General features: G+C 40.0%; 13 protein-coding genes. 4 read left to right on the top strand and 9 right to left on the bottom strand.

Translation table 11 applies throughout. The annotated features are described in order from the left end of the window. Nucleotides 1-6 precede the first annotated feature (6 nt). Together LXL81_RS11615 and LXL81_RS11610 are read left to right on the top strand one after the other, a co-directional pair. Complete coding sequence (locus tag LXL81_RS11615) at nt 7-777, top strand: dienelactone hydrolase family protein (RefSeq protein WP_234646949.1); 771 nt, start codon at nt 7-9, stop codon at nt 775-777. A 252-nt stretch (nt 778-1,029) separates the two neighbouring features. Next, nucleotides 1,030-2,808, top strand: a complete 1,779-nt coding sequence (locus tag LXL81_RS11610; RefSeq protein WP_234646948.1) for a DUF885 family protein — start codon at nt 1,030-1,032, stop codon at nt 2,806-2,808. A 237-nt stretch (nt 2,809-3,045) separates the two neighbouring features. On the opposite strand, the gene LXL81_RS11605 is transcribed toward LXL81_RS11610, so the two are convergent. The 4 genes from LXL81_RS11605 to LXL81_RS11590 all read right to left on the bottom strand — a co-directional run bounded on the left by LXL81_RS11605 (nt 3,046) and on the right by LXL81_RS11590 (nt 8,025). After that, on the bottom strand, nt 3,046-3,252 hold the full coding sequence (locus LXL81_RS11605; protein WP_159470070.1) for a hypothetical protein: 207 nt from the start codon (nt 3,250-3,252) through the stop codon (nt 3,046-3,048). Between the two features lie 263 nt (nt 3,253-3,515). Beyond that, nucleotides 3,516-4,700: an AGE family epimerase/isomerase gene (locus tag LXL81_RS11600; protein WP_234646947.1), complete on the bottom strand. Its 1,185-nt coding sequence runs from the start codon at nt 4,698-4,700 to the stop codon at nt 3,516-3,518. Nucleotides 4,701-4,805: 105 nt separating this feature from the next. After that, nucleotides 4,806-7,439 (bottom strand): glycosyl hydrolase 2 galactose-binding domain-containing protein, encoded by a 2,634-nt coding sequence (locus LXL81_RS11595; protein ID WP_234646946.1) that lies wholly within the window; start codon nt 7,437-7,439, stop codon nt 4,806-4,808. 250 nt (nt 7,440-7,689) lie between these two features. After that, nucleotides 7,690-8,025 carry a hypothetical protein gene (locus LXL81_RS11590; RefSeq protein ID WP_234646945.1) on the bottom strand — a complete coding sequence of 112 codons (336 nt, stop codon included), beginning with the start codon at nt 8,023-8,025 and terminating at the stop codon, nt 7,690-7,692. A 246-nt stretch (nt 8,026-8,271) separates the two neighbouring features. Between LXL81_RS11590 and LXL81_RS11585 the strand changes: the two genes are divergently transcribed. Then, on the top strand, nt 8,272-9,552 hold the full coding sequence (locus LXL81_RS11585) for a sorbosone dehydrogenase family protein (protein ID WP_234646944.1): 1,281 nt from the start codon (nt 8,272-8,274) through the stop codon (nt 9,550-9,552). Between the two features lie 117 nt (nt 9,553-9,669). Here LXL81_RS11585 and LXL81_RS11580 read toward each other — a convergent pair whose 3' ends face one another. The 5 genes from LXL81_RS11580 to LXL81_RS11560 form a co-directional block, all read right to left on the bottom strand. Further along, on the bottom strand, nt 9,670-10,908 hold the full coding sequence (locus tag LXL81_RS11580; protein WP_234646943.1) for an ice-binding family protein: 1,239 nt from the start codon (nt 10,906-10,908) through the stop codon (nt 9,670-9,672). Between the two features lie 99 nt (nt 10,909-11,007). Continuing rightward, nucleotides 11,008-11,508, bottom strand: a complete 501-nt coding sequence (locus LXL81_RS11575) for an AraC family transcriptional regulator (RefSeq protein ID WP_310589564.1) — start codon at nt 11,506-11,508, stop codon at nt 11,008-11,010. A 311-nt stretch (nt 11,509-11,819) separates the two neighbouring features. Continuing rightward, complete coding sequence (locus tag LXL81_RS11570) at nt 11,820-12,701, bottom strand: cyclase family protein (protein WP_234646941.1); 882 nt, start codon at nt 12,699-12,701, stop codon at nt 11,820-11,822. Nucleotides 12,702-12,753: 52 nt separating this feature from the next. After that, nucleotides 12,754-14,016: an amidohydrolase family protein gene (locus LXL81_RS11565; RefSeq protein WP_234646940.1), complete on the bottom strand. Its 1,263-nt coding sequence runs from the start codon at nt 14,014-14,016 to the stop codon at nt 12,754-12,756. A 202-nt stretch (nt 14,017-14,218) separates the two neighbouring features. Then, nucleotides 14,219-15,007, bottom strand: a complete 789-nt coding sequence (locus LXL81_RS11560) for a DUF1080 domain-containing protein (protein ID WP_234646939.1) — start codon at nt 15,005-15,007, stop codon at nt 14,219-14,221. Between the two features lie 185 nt (nt 15,008-15,192). On the opposite strand from LXL81_RS11560, the gene LXL81_RS11555 reads away from it, so the two are divergent. Then, nucleotides 15,193-15,423: an addiction module component CHP02574 family protein gene (locus tag LXL81_RS11555; RefSeq protein WP_234646938.1), complete on the top strand. Its 231-nt coding sequence runs from the start codon at nt 15,193-15,195 to the stop codon at nt 15,421-15,423. Nucleotides 15,424-15,425: the final 2 nt, after the last annotated feature.

The following is a 15,425-nucleotide window of genomic DNA, read 5'->3' as shown; positions in this document are numbered from 1 at the left end:
TAACCTATGAAAATTTCGAAATTTTATCTGGCCCCGGCTTTTTTATTGATGACAACCATGTCTTTCGCACAGCTACAACCTGTTAACTATGCAGATGGTGCACAGAAACTAAGCGGCTTTGTGGCCAAGCCAAAAACGGCTGCAAAAAAGAAAGCGGGTGTATTGGTTTTACCAGCCTGGATGGGAATTGATGCCCATGCAAAAACAAGTGCAGAAGATCTTTCAGCCATGGGTTATTATGCTTTTGTGGCAGACATTTATGGTGTTGACAAACGGCCAACGGATATGAAAGGTGCCGGTGAACTGGCAGGATATTACAAAAAGAATATTGCTGAGTATCAAAAACGTATCAAACTGGCGCTGGAACAATTGATTAAAGCAGGCGCAGATCCGGCAAATATTGCCGTGATCGGTTATTGTTTTGGCGGGACAGGAGCAGTTGAAGCAGCGCGTGAAAATTTTCCTGTTAAAGGAATCGTTTCTTTTCATGGTGGTTTATCGAAAGATTCTACACGTGCGGTTTCGGCGATCAAACCTAAATTGTTGATTCTGCATGGCGCCGATGATAATTATGTGCCGGCCAAGGAAGTTGCTGCTTTTCAAAACGAAATGAGAAAGGCTAATGCGGATTGGGAAATGAATTATTATGCAAATTCAGTACATAGTTTCACTGATCCTGCCGCAGGAACAGACAACTCAAAAGGTGCTGCCTACAATGAAAAAGCTGCAAAACGCTCATGGAAAGCAATGCAGGATTTCTTTGATGAGATATTCTGATTAATGATTGAATGATTGAGTGATTGAGTGAAAGAATGATTGAATGTCAGTTTCTTATATTATTATCAAAAAGGGCTCTTTGGGAGCCCTTTTTAGTTTTGATATGAAATTAGAATCTTATTAATAATTGCTCAAAATGATGTTTGGCGGGAAATAAAATTAGATTTTTCCGACTCTTTTCCTAATCTTGGGTCTGGAATTTTCATTCGATAAGGGAATTTCTCTTTAACCCATAATCCTAATTTTTAGTGTATGAATAAAAGCCTGATTCTGACTTTTGTGCTTAGCGTTATTTTGTCTGCCTGCCAGCAAAAAGCTTCCGAAGATTTACTACCGCCAGTTGGTGAAATGTTTGATAATTATTATGAAGAAAGGTTGCCGCTTTATCCTTTTGAAGCAACGCAGATCGGAGACAAACGCTATAATGATCTCTTCCCGAACGATTTAACAAAGGATGTCAGACAGCAGCAGGTTGACTTTTATAAAAAATATAAAGCAGAACTTGCAAAGTACAATCGTCAGGAGCTAACTGAGGAGGAAAAAACCAGTTGGGACCTGTTGAATTGGGAATGTAATATCAATCTGGAACTGCTGGCTTTTCCAACGCATTTAATGCCCATCAATCAATTTTCGTCAACACATCTAACCATTGCCACCATGGCCGGTGGGAGCAGTATTCAGCCTTTTCAGACAAATGATGATTATGATGACTGGCTGAAAAGGGTTGATGGTTTTATCGCATGGAGTGATACCGCGATTGTCAATATGCGTGAGGGGATTAAAAAGGGTTACGTTTTACCAATTCCTTTGATCAAAAAAGTAATTCCTCAGTTGGCAGATCTTGACCATGGCCCAACGGAGCAACATTTATTTTATACGCCGGTCACTAAATTCCCTGAGTCTTTTTCTGCTGACGATAAAGCCAGGCTGACCAAAAAGTATAAGGCAATGGTAGAGGAAAAAGTGATACCTGCTTTCAATCGCCTCCATGTTTTTATGGAAAAGGAATATTTGCCAGCCGGTCGCAAAACCAGCGGATATGCTGATCTTCCCAATGGAAAAGCGTTGTATGATACGTATATCAAATTTTATACAACAACTTCGATGACGTCTGACGAAATTCACAAACTGGGTTTAAGTGAGGTTGAACGTATTTCGAAAGAAATGTTGAAGGTGAAAAATGAGGTAGGGTTTAGAGGAGATTTGAAGGCATTCTTTAATGATATCAGATCAAATAAAAAATTAATGCCTTATACCAAGCCGGAAGAAGTTATCGCTCATTTCAATGCCATTCATGAGACGATGAAGCCGAATTTGAAAAAGCTATTTGATCTGACACCAAAGGCAGCTTTTGAAGTTCGTCGTACGGAGGCATTCAGGGAGGCATCGGCTTCGGCAGAATATAGTCCGGCTGCACCGGATGGTTCGCGGCCCGGGATATTTTATGTTCCTATTCCTGACGTTAAAGCATATAATACTGTTTCGGATGAAAGTCTGTTTTTACACGAAGCCATTCCGGGTCATCATTACCAGGGTTCTCTGCAACAGGAAAATAAAGCACTTCCCCCTTTCCGGAAAAACCTGTGGTACAGTGCCTACGGAGAGGGCTGGGCTTTGTACAGTGAATCGTTGGGAAAGGAACTTGGATTATACACGGATCCATATCAGTATTTCGGAATGTTGAGTGCTGAAATGCACCGGGCTATCCGGTTGGTTGTGGACACTGGTATTCATTCCAAGGGCTGGACGCGCGAACAGGCCATTCAATATTCGATGGATCATGAAGCTGAAACGGAAGAAAGCATTGTGGCAGAAGTAGAAAGATATATGACTGCGGCGGGACAGGCTTTGTCTTATAAAATCGGTCAGTTGAAAATCCGTGAATTGCGCACAAAAGCAGAAAAATCGGGCATTGATTTTGATATCAGGAAATTCCATAACAAGGTATTGGAATCAGGCTGTGTTCCGCTTAATATTCTGGAAGATAAAATAAATGTCTGGATAAAAGCAGGAGGGAAGGAGACTAAATAATCCGCCAGGAAGATGATATTGATAAGCGTCAAAGTGTTACAGTTTGTCTGTATTCTTTGACGCTTATTTTATTTTGATGATAGTAAAGAGGGAGTGAATCCAATGTTCCATATCAAAATTCAGGTGTAGATTTCCCTGGAAGCTTTCCTGAACTTCCTTCAAAATGGACAATAAATTTTGAAACATGGCTTGACAATTCAGAAAAGAAATTTCTGATAAATAAGACTCAGTGACGAGTTAACTGGCAATAGCGGTATAGCCTTTTGAATCAGACAGCACATGCCCGTTACTCATTTTTTTCTTCATCGCTTCCAAGCCGATAATTACCAGTTCTTTGTAAAGCTCCTGAAGAGTAATTCTTTGGTCATTTTCTTCCAGTTCCAGTTGAAGCTGTTTTGCTTTCAGATGAACTTTGTCGGGTACGTCAAGATTAACTTTTGCCATCGTAGCGGAGATATTTATATTATTTAGTTAGGTTTTATTACTGGGATACGCAAGAAATATGCAAACTGACTAGAAAATATTAAATATTTTTTTAGTATCAAATTCTGCTGCTGATCTGTTCTTCAACTTCATAGCTCAGAAATGCATAGCTGAAATTGTACTCTAATCTAAATTTACTTTATTAACAGAATATTATTAAACAGGATTGTTAAATGATTTAAAGATTCTTTTAATTATTACATAAGAATTAAAATTAATTACAGTTATTTCTCATTTTCTGCCAAACGTTTCCACATTTCTGCACAGGCACGGGCATTGTGGTACGGGCACTTCCAGAAATCAACCTTATCACCACGAACCGGAGTTCCATCTTCCTTTACCGCGCCAAACCATTCTCCTCTTTCCTTATCGATGAATTTGTTTTCAATATAAGCCCAGCTTCTTTCAGACTTAATTTTAAAATCGTTAATTTTTGTAAGTTGGTATGCGTTATAAAATCCAACGAGTTGTTCGGCGGCTACCCACCAGCTTCTTTCTGATTTAGTATGCTTGGTTTCAGGATCATACTCATAATTGAGCGCACCGTCCGGACTTAAACCAGTACTCACAGCAACGGCCATTTTGATGCAGCGATCCCTGGTTTTTTTTAATAATTTTTCATCTTTTAACACTTCCGCCGTTTCGTACAACAACCAGGATGCCTCAATGTCGTGGCCATATGAAATTATTTTATCCTTTGATTCCCATTTTTCAGTAAAAAACAACTCCATCCGGCTCGTTTCGTTGTTGACAATGTGATCCAGAATAGCTTCGAGCATTGCTGCCGTTTGCTTTTTCAAAGTTTTGTCAGGCCAGACCCGGTAAAGATTTGTATACGCCTCGACAAGATGAAGGTGCGTATTCATGCTTTTGTTATATGGACTTTTACTCAAAATATAATCATTCGTTTCCGACCAGTCTCTTGCAAATGCTTCACGATAACCACCATTGACAGGGTCAAAAGCGTGTTTTTCAAGCACATAAAAAATTTCCTTCGCCCTTTCCAGTGCTGGTGGAAAATTTGTGGTCCGGTAATACTCGCTCAATCCATACATGGCGAAAGCATTGCCATAAACCTGCTTCTTCATTTCAAGCGGTTTTCCATTTGCTTCCGTCGACCAGAATACGCCACCTTCTTTGGCATCAATAAAATGAATCGAAAGATCCTGAAAAGCACGATCCGCAAGTGTCAGATATTTGGGATTGTTCAAAAGGCGTTTGGCCATTGAATAGGTCCATAAGATCCGGCTTGTGATCACAACCGCTTTCGGTGCATCGGCAATTCCTTCGTTGTCATAATTTACTCTTCCATAAAAACCACCATCTTTACGGTTAACTGCGTATTTTTCCCAATAATCCAGGATATTGATCAATTCCTTCTTAAAAGTTTCCGGTGCAAAGTCAGCCATGATAAGTCTTGTTTTATTCCAAAAGAATCAGGATTTGTAAACTTACTTACTCCGGTAATTTCATTGCAATTCAAGCTGAAAATGTCATTTTGTAAAATTTCAGATTTATTTTATCGGGATAAACTGCTCTTTCACATTCCAGCCGTCTATTGATACCATCGGCAATTCTCCGGTCGTCTGGGGATAATCCATAATCACAATTTTCTTTTCTCCCGGTAAAACGGAAACGTAATTGTCATCGTAAAAAACCGGAAGAACACGTTTTTTTGTTTTCTGATCCACGAGTGCCAGTCGGTTAAAAAAAGCTACCGGATTTTTTGCGGGATTTGATAAGGTCACTTCAACTTTTCCTTTTTCAGACTGCCGCACCTGCACATCAATATCCGCTTTTGGCATTTTATTTAGACCACTGTAAGCTCCTGCTGCGTCTGGCAGCCAGTATAAATTATCATTCAGTATTTCCTTTTTTGTATTCGACAAACGTAAAGAAAGGAACATACCTTCTTTTTTGGCAAGCTCACGTATCTCATTTTTAATTGGTAAAATCATACGTGTTGTCGACGGTCCGATTTCAACGAAAACCTGTCCCAGGCTTTTTTCTTTTCCGTTCATATCAACCGCGGTAATATTCAACATCATGTCGTACTGATGTTTGAAGGTATTATTTGTGATCATTACAGTACTGTCGGCCTGATTGTAAATCACATGCAAAGGCGCGCTTCCGTTGTGTAATCCATACAAACAGGCATTCGGATCCAGATAGTAGTCATACATCTGACCGCGAAGTGCCGTCCATGGATTTTGCGTTTTCCAGATGATCACACCCGTGTACCAATCCCACATATGGGCACTGAAACCTTCCATTAAAGCACGGTATTGATCATAATTAATCAACTGCGCCTTTTTCCCAAAATCGCGCAAATCTTTCACTTTCCCATATGGCAACACATAGTTTTCATAGCCAATATATTTATGATAATTCCAAACCGAATCTACGGTTTCCTTACCCGTTTTTTCGGAATAAACAGGGGCAATCATGTTTTCTTTCGGCAAGAATCTTTCCAAAGATTCATAATCTCCAACACCAACTGAACCGATTTCTGAATTGAAAGGCCAGGTTTTGTAATCGAAAAAGCGTTTCAGTGGCTGAATTCCATAAGGTCCGTCGCCATTGCCGCCAATCGAATTGAACGACATATCATCCGAATTGGAATAATCAATAAACCAACGAGTACCATCAAGTTTGGGCAAAATAGTATCACGAAGCGGCAGCATTATATCAACGGGCAAAGTGATTTCATTTCCCCCACACCAGATTGCAAGTGAAGGATAATTACGGATCATTTTGATCTGATCTGCGGCAGATTCAAGGAATAATCCGTGGTCATCCGGATATTGGCGACGCACCCATTGATCGTCCTTTTTCATAGGATCCAGCCATCGACCATTACAATCGCCCGAGCCCCAGAAATCCTGCATCACCAGAATACCATATTTATCGCAAGCCTGGTAAAATTCCGGACGCTCCGTCAAAGCGCCACCCCAGATTCTTAATAAATTCAGATTCATATCCCGGTGAAAACGAACTTCCGCATCATAACGCGAATCCGTAAAACGAAGCATTGCGTCTGAAATAATCCAGTTTCCGCCTTTGATGAAAACGCGTTGCCCGTTCACGGATATCTGTTTGCTTCTGGTTGTTGAATTCCAGTCCGCCTGAATTTCCCGTACGCCAACCTTTATGTTTTCTTCGTCAGAAACAGTTCCGTTAACCAGAAACTGCATTTTCAAATCATACAAATGTTGTGTTCCATAACCTGCCGGCCACCAAAGTTCAGGGTTTTCAAGTTGAAGATCGGGTAGAGCAATTTCCGAAGTGCTGCGCGGTTTGATGGTAACTTCTTTTGAAATTTTCTTTCCATCCAGAACATATTGTAAAACACCTTTCAGTGGAGCTTCTGTCGGGTTTTCCAGTTCTGCGGTTGCTTTTATTGTGGCGGGTTTCTGAGCTCCTTCCGGTTTTCTTTGTCCGGGAACGAGCGTGATGATATGCGGATTTTTAATATTTATTTTTCCTGTTTTTTCAATCAAAACCTTATCCCAGATTCCGGTATTCCGGTCACGGATAGGTTGAATCCAGTCCCAGCCTGCAACATATTGATGCGCAACATTTTTCGCAATAGTACCATCACCGCCCTGCCCGCCGTTTGCATTTCCAACGGCATCAGGAGGGAAAACAATTACTGCCAGTCTGTTTGATCCGGATTTTAAAAGAGAAGTTGTAATATTATATGACTGGCGCAAAAACATGCCGCTGTGTCTTTTTTTGTTAAGTTTTTTACCGTTCAGGTATATGTCAAAACTATAATTGACACCGCGGAAATGAAGCCAGACCTGCTCTCCGGCTTTTGCTGTTTCATTAAAGTCTTTTACAAACCAATAGGTATAGTATTCCGGGCCGGTTTTGAAGATATCAGGTATTTTTTCATTGTTCATCCCGAAAAAAGGATCCGGAATCTGCTTATTTTCAAGCATTGTAGTAAGGACGGTGCCAGGCACAACCGCCGGGATCCAGTTACCCAATGAATAGGAGGGAGTCGATATGGCTGCACCATCTTCTTTAACCTTGGCTATTGGACTGCATTTCCAACCGGAATTTAATTCATATTTATTTTGCGCATAGCTGTTTATGCAGAGAAATTGCAATGAAAGAAGGAAAGAGGTAAAAAGGAATTTCATTAGAATAATATATTAGAAAAATTACTGTTTCAGCAAATATATTCTAACAAAAATATATAAAAAAGAAATATTATTAGTTTAATTAAAATATTGAACAAGATTCATCATATTATTAAATTATTTTAGAAAATGTAATTGTTGTGTACGTTAACGTTTTTGTGTCGGAGCAGATCCCGGGGTATCCGGATAAAAAAATATCCCGGCTTTGGGCCAGGATAATAATTTCTGTACGAGCGAGAGTAACGTTATTCTAGTCTCCCTGATTTTCTTCAAGGTCATTGTGGTTGTCACCACCCAGGCTATAATAATTATTCTCTTCGTCTTCGTTACCTTCTATTTCATCTTCGTCATCAAGGTCAGAGCCTGGAACATCCAGATCGTCCCCAACCAGATCTTCATCAAAACTTTTCTCGTTCCATTCGTCCGTTTCAAGTCCTAACTCTTCCTTGATTTTGCTTATATCTTCAGGATCAATATCTTCTTCAATCAGTCCACGGCTAAAAACATCATCAGACGCAGGATAAAGTGGGTATCCCGGCAAATCATCATCCTCATCATCGAGTGGGAAATCGTCATCAATAATCATATCAATTGTTTTTAAGGTTAGCTGAAGTTTTAATAAGTTGTTTGCTCAAAAATATTACTGCCATACTGTAAACTGATTTTTCAAAAAATCATTCCATCAAAATTCGAAATTTCTTCAAATTTTAAATTTGATACTCCACGTCTGAGTATTAAAACGCTATTTTAATGCTTTATTATTTTAAGTCAACCTTATTGGCTCAAACATTTTTATAAAGTTAAACTTATAATTAACCTATTGATGGATCGCATGCAAAGAAGATTTTTAAAAACTGCCGTAATGTTTGCCGGTTTTGCAGGAATTGGAGCACTACTGGCTTACAGGGGCCTCCCGGAACCTGATAATAAAAGTGGAAAAAAGATTAATGAAGTCGCGAAAGACATAAAGCTTCCTGCCGGTTTTTCGGCAACCATTCTGGCTTCTGACCTCGGAGTTACGCGTCACATCGCCATTGGGAAAAGCGGAGATATTTATGTGAAATTGTCGAAATTGAAAGACGGCAAGGGGATTTATATTTTGCGTGATACCAATAAGGATGGTGTTATTGATGACAAAAAAATGTTTGGCAATTATCCGGGAACGGGAATACGGATTCATGGCGGATTTTTGTATTCGTCCTCAAATACAGGAGTTTATCGTTATAAACTGAATGAAAAGGAGGAAATAATAGACACAGAAAATCCCGAGAAAGTATTGGATGGTCTTGTCGACAAAGGACGGGATAATGCAAAACCGATTGCTTTGGACAAAAACGGAAATATCTATGTTACCGTTGGCTCATACAGCGATGATTGCCGGGTGAAAGGAACCGGAAAAGGCATGTCGCCATGTACTGTTCTTGATTCGGCCGGTGGAATATGGAAATTTGAGGCTGGTAAATTGAACCAGACTTTTGCAGATGGAAAACGGTATACTACCGGTCTGAAAAATGCGGTTGGAATTGATTGGGACACAAAAACGAATACTTTATTCGCAACCCAGCACGGAAGAGGGAAATTTGACGACTTCTATCCGCAATATTATACAGCAAAACAAAGTGCAGAGTTACCGGCCGAAACGATGTTTCAACTGAGTGAAGGTGCGGATGCAGGCTGGCCTTATGTTTACTTTGATCATATTCAGAATAAAAAAATCCTTTCTCCTGAATATGGCGGTGACGGGAAAAAAACGGGTGGTGAAAAGGCTTTGACGCCGGTTGCCGCATTCCCTGCTCATTTGGGGCCTAACGCCCTGATGTTTTACACTGGAAATATGTTTCCGGCCAGGTATAAAAACGGAGCGTTTATTGCTTTTCACAATCAATCCGTACCGCTTCACAAAGGTTATATGGTTGCATTTGTACCATTTGTGAATGGTAAGGCGGGGAAATGGGAGATTTTTGCAGATAATTTCGCTGGTGTGAATCTTGCTGCGCCTGAGGGGCCAATTCAGCACAGACCATGCGGACTTGCCCAGGGGCCGGATGGAGCTTTGTATGTTACCGACGATCTCAACGGTACGATTTTTAAAATCGACTACAAGAAAAAGTGAGCTAAATTAAAAAAGGGAAATCATCAGCAAACTTTGGCTGATGATTTCCCTTTTTAATAATCCGAAATAAACCGGTTAGGTCATTGTGGAGGTAATTATAATAATCCCGTTGAGTAGTTACTGTTTTACGATCTTCGCGGATGCAATATTTCCTGTATTGTTTGTAATTCTAACAATATACATTCCCGAAGGCAGGTTTTTAACATCAACCTTTGATGATAAATCGGAAGCCGCTTTGGTGATGTCATAAACGTTTACACCAAGAATATTACTGATCTGAATACGTTGGATCATACTGATATCGTCAACGTTAAGTGTCAGATAATCAACCGCCGGATTAGGATACAAAACTGTTTTAGCCAGCATCTTAAATTCTGTGCTTTCAATGCGGCTATATGCAAATGTCTCGTCCTTATCAATCATTTTCAGACGATACAGGTTAGTCCCGTTCTCCGGTTTTGTATCCGAGTATTGATATGACGAAAGTGATGTGCTTTCGCCTTTTGCCAATATTGTTGTGATTGGATTCCAGACTTTGCCATTATTGCTGCGTTGTATTTCAAAACGATCACTGTTTGTTTCAGCAGTTGTTGTCCATTTTAATAATGTAGTTTGCAATTCGCCTTTTTTCGCAGTGAAGCTGGTCAAAGTCACCGGTAGAGGCGTTTCTGCTGCATAAATAGTATTTCCCTGCAAATTAATTGCTCCGGCACCTGATAAAAGCCGACCCTGAACGCGTGATCCTGACGACAAACTTATTACCCCGCTTGTGATTGCAGTACCTCTGAAAATTGAAGTTGCCGGTGATGTATTTTGATTAAGATTAAATGCACCGTTTACAATAAAATATACATTGTTCCAGGTCGCCGAGCCGGTCAGTATAATATTGGCATCAGTTGCAGTAAGTTCGCCGCCAATGTTGAAAACAAAGATAGAACTGGCATCTCCTCCGCCATCAAGTGTAAGATCACCCGTTAATACGCCGGCAGTTCCAAGGCAATAATTACCAGCAGTCAAAGTAGCCCCGTTTCCGAAGGTAGCACCAAGCGTCTGACAGGTACCTCCGCTGGCACTAAATGACGCCAGAACATTAGTAATTTCAGTTTCCGCATTTATGGAAGTTTGATCATTAATGTGAGATTGCCCTGAATAAGATATGGCGGAACCTGTAATACTTCCTGTTCGTGTCCCAAGAGCTCCTTTTACTGTGGTTGCGCCGCTATTTGTTATAGCGCCGCTACCAGTAAATACGCCAAATTCTGATGCAACAGGAATTGCTGGGGCTTGTGCAGAAATCTTTCCGGCCATGCATAAAATTAATGCGGCACATCGAAGTAATGTAGTAGTTTTTGTCATAATAGTTTTATGTATGTAGATGAATTAGTTTTACATATTCAAATTACGAACTATTACAAAGCTATTATCTTATAAAATTTTCGATTTTAGTTATATTATTCACACATTTTCAAGGGCCTTTCTCTGATTGATTTGTAGATGCTTGTAGACGGATGGCGATAACCCGGTGACTTTTTTAAACTGGCTGGATAAGTGAGCTACACTGCTGTAATTCAGCTTGTAAGAAATTTCGGTTAGATTTAATTCACCATAAAGTAACAACTCCTTAACCCGTTCCACTTTATGCGCAATGATATAATGCTCTATCGTCATCCCTTCTGATTCCGAAAAGACATTGGCCAGGTATGTATAATCATGACTTAGTTTTTCACTGATGTATTCCGAATTTTTAATTTTCGGTGTCTGGTCCGAGTAATGGACCAGTTCAACAATGACAATTTTAATTCTTTCGATAAGTAAAGTCTTTTTATCATCGATCAGTTCTAGTCCTGATTTCGACAGCAAAAGTTTCAATTTATCACGTTGTTGGGGGGTGAGACTCTCCTCTATTTCTACTTCACCTAAATCAACTGTAAAGTTTTGTAATCCTAGTTGATTCAATTTTTGCTGCACAGTCATTTTGCAGCGGGTGCTGACCATGTTTTTAATAAATAATTTCAATTCATACGGTTATAACTATGAAATTTTTCTGTTGAGTAATGAAGTCAGGGATGCAAGGATCGTGCCACAAGTTACTGGCACAATACTTGCAACCGAAATCTTCTGTTTTGAAAGAAATCTTTCAAAAACCCGCTTGAAGTGTCAATAAATCAATGAATTGTGATAAAGTATAATATCCCGATTAATCCCATTACGGGATTAATCGGGATATTATACTTTACATTTAAGTTTTTATTCAAAAACCGGATGATTCAATATGGCAGTGTTGCGAAAGCTCTTACGGGAAATGTTCCGGCACCTTTGAATTTTGGCGGAACCGCACTGAATTGATAATTTGTTTGAGGCAATTTGTCAAGATTACATAAATGTTCTACTATTAAAATCTCTGAACCTAACAGGGTGGTATGGACCGGACGGCTTTTTCCTCTTGTGTCATCAATATTATGGCTATCAATGCCGACCAGCATTACGTTGCAATCCCTCAGGTATTCCGCAGCGTCCCGGGTCAGGAATGGGTGGTTTTCAAAATATTGATCCGAATTCCAGTGTATTGACCAGTCGGTCCTGACCATAACGGCCTTATTTCTTAATTCGAGATTCTGGAAATATGATGCATCGATTGAAAGGACGTCAGGGACAAAAACCGTAATAGCATCCAGATTTGCGAATGCCCCAAGCTCCACTTCGGATAGATCTTTTCCATTTTCAAAACGATGAAATGGGCAGTCGATATAAGTTCCGGTGTTGGTTACCATTTCTATTTTTACAATCTGGAATTCAGTTCCTTCCTCATAATTGGATTTTGATTTTTCGCGACTCAGATAGTCACAAATTATTGGCGCCGGCAAACCTTTGTAGGTTATTAATCCGTCAAAAATGACATGGCTAAGATCTATAAACCGGGGATCGGAGAACTCACGTTTTATCGTTCGTTTATGCTTTTCTTCGATATACTTCTTATTTAGGATATTGACCTTTCCTACCATAAGGAGACGTAAATCTGCAATTATAAAATCAGCCAGCTCGGTATCAGAAATTGTGTCTGAATTAATATCAAGACGAAAATCCTGTCCCTGGATACCGCCGCCATTTGTAAATTCTATTTCGAAATCAAACACAACTCTTTTATCCATTACTGAAATTTTGGTTTGGCGGAATCTTTATTTCGATGAAAATTTTAATTGGTCAATCTTTATAAATAACGCCGTTTTTCATAACCAGTTTTACCTTGCGGATTGCGTTAATATTAACTTCCGGTTTTCCTTCTACAACAACCAGATCTGCCAGAAATCCTGGTTTAATCTGACCGAGATTGTCCTGATGAAAAACTTTTGCATTAACGTATGTCGCCGAACGCAGTACCTCAATTGGCTTCATTCCATATTCCACCATCATTTCCAGTTCTCTTGCGTTATCTCCGTGTGAGAAAACACCTACATCGCCGCCAGCGCAAATGGTAACCCCGGCATCCATGGCATTTTTAAATGTGATCCGTTTATTTTTGATTCTTTCCGGCTCAGGATCGGTCCCTTTTTTCCACCCTCTGTACTGGCTCGTCGCATCGCCGGCGGCAAGGGTAGGGCATAAGGCGACGCCATGTTCGCGCATCATTTTAAAAATTTCGGGTGTCCCGCCATCGCCATGTTCTATTGTCTCAACACCTCCCAAAACGGCTCTTTTCATTCCTTCCGCGCTGCTTGCGTGAGCCACAACAGGCCTTCCGCTGCTTTTCGCAGTTTCAACAATTAGTTTGATTTCATCTATCGAAAATGTGGGTCGCGTTTCTCCATTAACTCCCCAACGGTAATCTGCATAGATTTTGATTACATCCGCACCTTTCCCAATCTGACTTCTGACAGCTTTAATAAGATCCTGTCCATCAGCCTCTTCTGCGCCCTGCGGAGTGGTGATATCACTGCTGAAACCTTTCGGTCCATAACTTCCGGAGGCGATCAATGCTTTTGTAGCAATGATCATGCGCGGGCCGGGAATTATTCCGTTGTTAATAGCTTGTTTCAAACCAAAATCATCATATTCAGCGCCTTCGGTTCCCAGGTCACGCACGGTTGTGAATCCGGCCATTAAAGTGTTTCTGGCATGTGTGGTAGCCCGGGCGGTTCTGTAAGATCTTGATTCTTTCAAAACCTGATCGTCCCAGGATGTTTCATTATAAGGATGTAAAAAAAGATGGGAGTGTCCTTCAATAAATCCTGGTAACAAGGTGCATCCTTTTAAATCAATAACTTCTGCGTTTTGGGAATCTGATGTTAATTGATTTGCCAGTCCGGCTGAAATAATTTTTTCATTTTTTACCAAAACAACCCAGTTTTCATGTATTTCCTGCCCGTCAAAAACCCGGTCGGGACGAAGAAGATATGTTTTTTGAGCAAACAGATTATTTGTCAAAAATGACAGGAAAATGATAGAAAAAAGGAAGTTGGTTCTCATCTGACAAAAATAGCGAAACCAACTTTAAATCGGCTATCCTTCGTGAAGTTTAGATGACACGGCGGGCACAGACAAAAAAAGAGGGACACAGTGTTTTTTTGTTTAGTAAAAAACGCTGTGTCCCTCTTTTTAAACCGCACTGCGGCCGCTTATATTTTCGCTGTGATATAACACAAGAAGTGAGATTGATATGGTTTGGCTGTTAAAAATCAGTATTTGCTTCTTTGATCACTTCCGGTTTAATCCAGATATTTCTGAAATAGACATTGTGTCCTTCTGATTGTAATTTCAATCCGCCTGGCACGTCTGTGATTCCTTTTCCACCATCATTACCACCATCAATTCCGGAATTTGGTCCACCCCATACCTGGCTGATCGAATGGTTGGTATGTACTTTTTTTCCATTGAAATATAATGTTACCAAAGGTTTTTCAACCAGTTTTCCATCTTTGAAACGTGCCGCCCGAAACTGGATGTCATAAGCATTCCACTTTCCGACGCCGTTGTATGCGTAGTAAGGAGACTTTGTTTCGTTAATAATCGCAGCCATACCGTGGGAAGTAGTATCTCCGTCGAGTACCTGAATTTCATAACGGTTTTGTAGGTAAACACCGCTGTTGCCACCTTCTTTGGTGATGAAAAACTCAACATGCGCGCGAAAGTCACGGAATTCTTTTTTCGTTACAATATCAGCTGAGCCGTATAATCCGCCGGCCGCAGCGGCATCGAAACAATTGATAACTGTACCTTTATCTGTTGGATCCGCAACAACAGTCCATTTTATAGGCAATTCAGCTTTTAAACGTGGCCCTTTCCAATATGTCCATTTCTCATCCAGCATTTTACGTGAGCCATCCATGAAAACTTCCGCACCTTTTTCAGGTTTTGTACCAACGCCAACTTGTGCGTAAACTGACACGGTAAGACAAACATTACTAAGCAAGACAAAAAGAATCGCGTTAAAGTTAAAAGCAGAGATATTGTTTTTCATTATTTTAGTGTTACGAGGTGAAAATTGATTAATTCATGATATAAGTCAAATTACTTTTTAAATTACTCGGGGTAAGGAGAATGTACCTGCTTGTCAATATTATAGCAGAATTTGTATTTTATTCAATAATTTAGTGGTAATTAAGATTTTACTGACGCAGTTTATCATTCAGAAAATATATAGCTATGAAATTTCAGGTAATACAAGATGGCGCGGGAAATAGTGCGGGTGTATTCATTACTATTGAGGACTGGACTTTAATAAAGGCAAATTATCCTGATATTGAAACTTTGGGAAGTCAAATTCCTGATTGGCAAAAAGAACTGCTGGACCTTCGAATAAATGCAATCAATAAAAATCCTCAACAACTGAGACCTATTGATGAGCTTTTTGATGAACTGGATAGAGAAATATAATT

The organism is Dyadobacter sp. CY356 (genome assembly GCF_021440195.1).
GTDB lineage: Bacteria > Bacteroidota > Bacteroidia > Cytophagales > Spirosomataceae > Dyadobacter.
The sequence above is the reverse complement of the archived record's forward strand: the minus strand, read 5'-3'. Positions and strand labels throughout refer to the sequence as shown.

What these genes read in the sequence shown, in the direction of transcription:
- LXL81_RS11605 (WP_159470070.1), bottom strand. Translation starts at nt 3,252, where the DNA reads ATGGCAAAAGTTAATCTTGACGTACCCGACAAAGTTCATCTGAAAGCA.
- LXL81_RS11615 (WP_234646949.1), top strand. Translation starts at nt 7, where the DNA reads ATGAAAATTTCGAAATTTTATCTGGCCCCGGCTTTTTTATTGATGACA.
- LXL81_RS11555 (WP_234646938.1), top strand. Translation starts at nt 15,193, where the DNA reads ATGAAATTTCAGGTAATACAAGATGGCGCGGGAAATAGTGCGGGTGTA.
- LXL81_RS11610 (WP_234646948.1), top strand. Translation starts at nt 1,030, where the DNA reads ATGAATAAAAGCCTGATTCTGACTTTTGTGCTTAGCGTTATTTTGTCT.
- LXL81_RS11600 (WP_234646947.1), bottom strand. Translation starts at nt 4,700, where the DNA reads ATGGCTGACTTTGCACCGGAAACTTTTAAGAAGGAATTGATCAATATC.
- LXL81_RS11570 (WP_234646941.1), bottom strand. Translation starts at nt 12,701, where the DNA reads ATGGATAAAAGAGTTGTGTTTGATTTCGAAATAGAATTTACAAATGGC.
- LXL81_RS11585 (WP_234646944.1), top strand. Translation starts at nt 8,272, where the DNA reads ATGCAAAGAAGATTTTTAAAAACTGCCGTAATGTTTGCCGGTTTTGCA.
- LXL81_RS11590 (WP_234646945.1), bottom strand. Translation starts at nt 8,025, where the DNA reads ATGATTATTGATGACGATTTCCCACTCGATGATGAGGATGATGATTTG.
- LXL81_RS11595 (WP_234646946.1), bottom strand. Translation starts at nt 7,439, where the DNA reads ATGAAATTCCTTTTTACCTCTTTCCTTCTTTCATTGCAATTTCTCTGC.
- LXL81_RS11560 (WP_234646939.1), bottom strand. Translation starts at nt 15,007, where the DNA reads ATGAAAAACAATATCTCTGCTTTTAACTTTAACGCGATTCTTTTTGTC.
- LXL81_RS11565 (WP_234646940.1), bottom strand. Translation starts at nt 14,016, where the DNA reads ATGAGAACCAACTTCCTTTTTTCTATCATTTTCCTGTCATTTTTGACA.
- LXL81_RS11580 (WP_234646943.1), bottom strand. Translation starts at nt 10,908, where the DNA reads ATGACAAAAACTACTACATTACTTCGATGTGCCGCATTAATTTTATGC.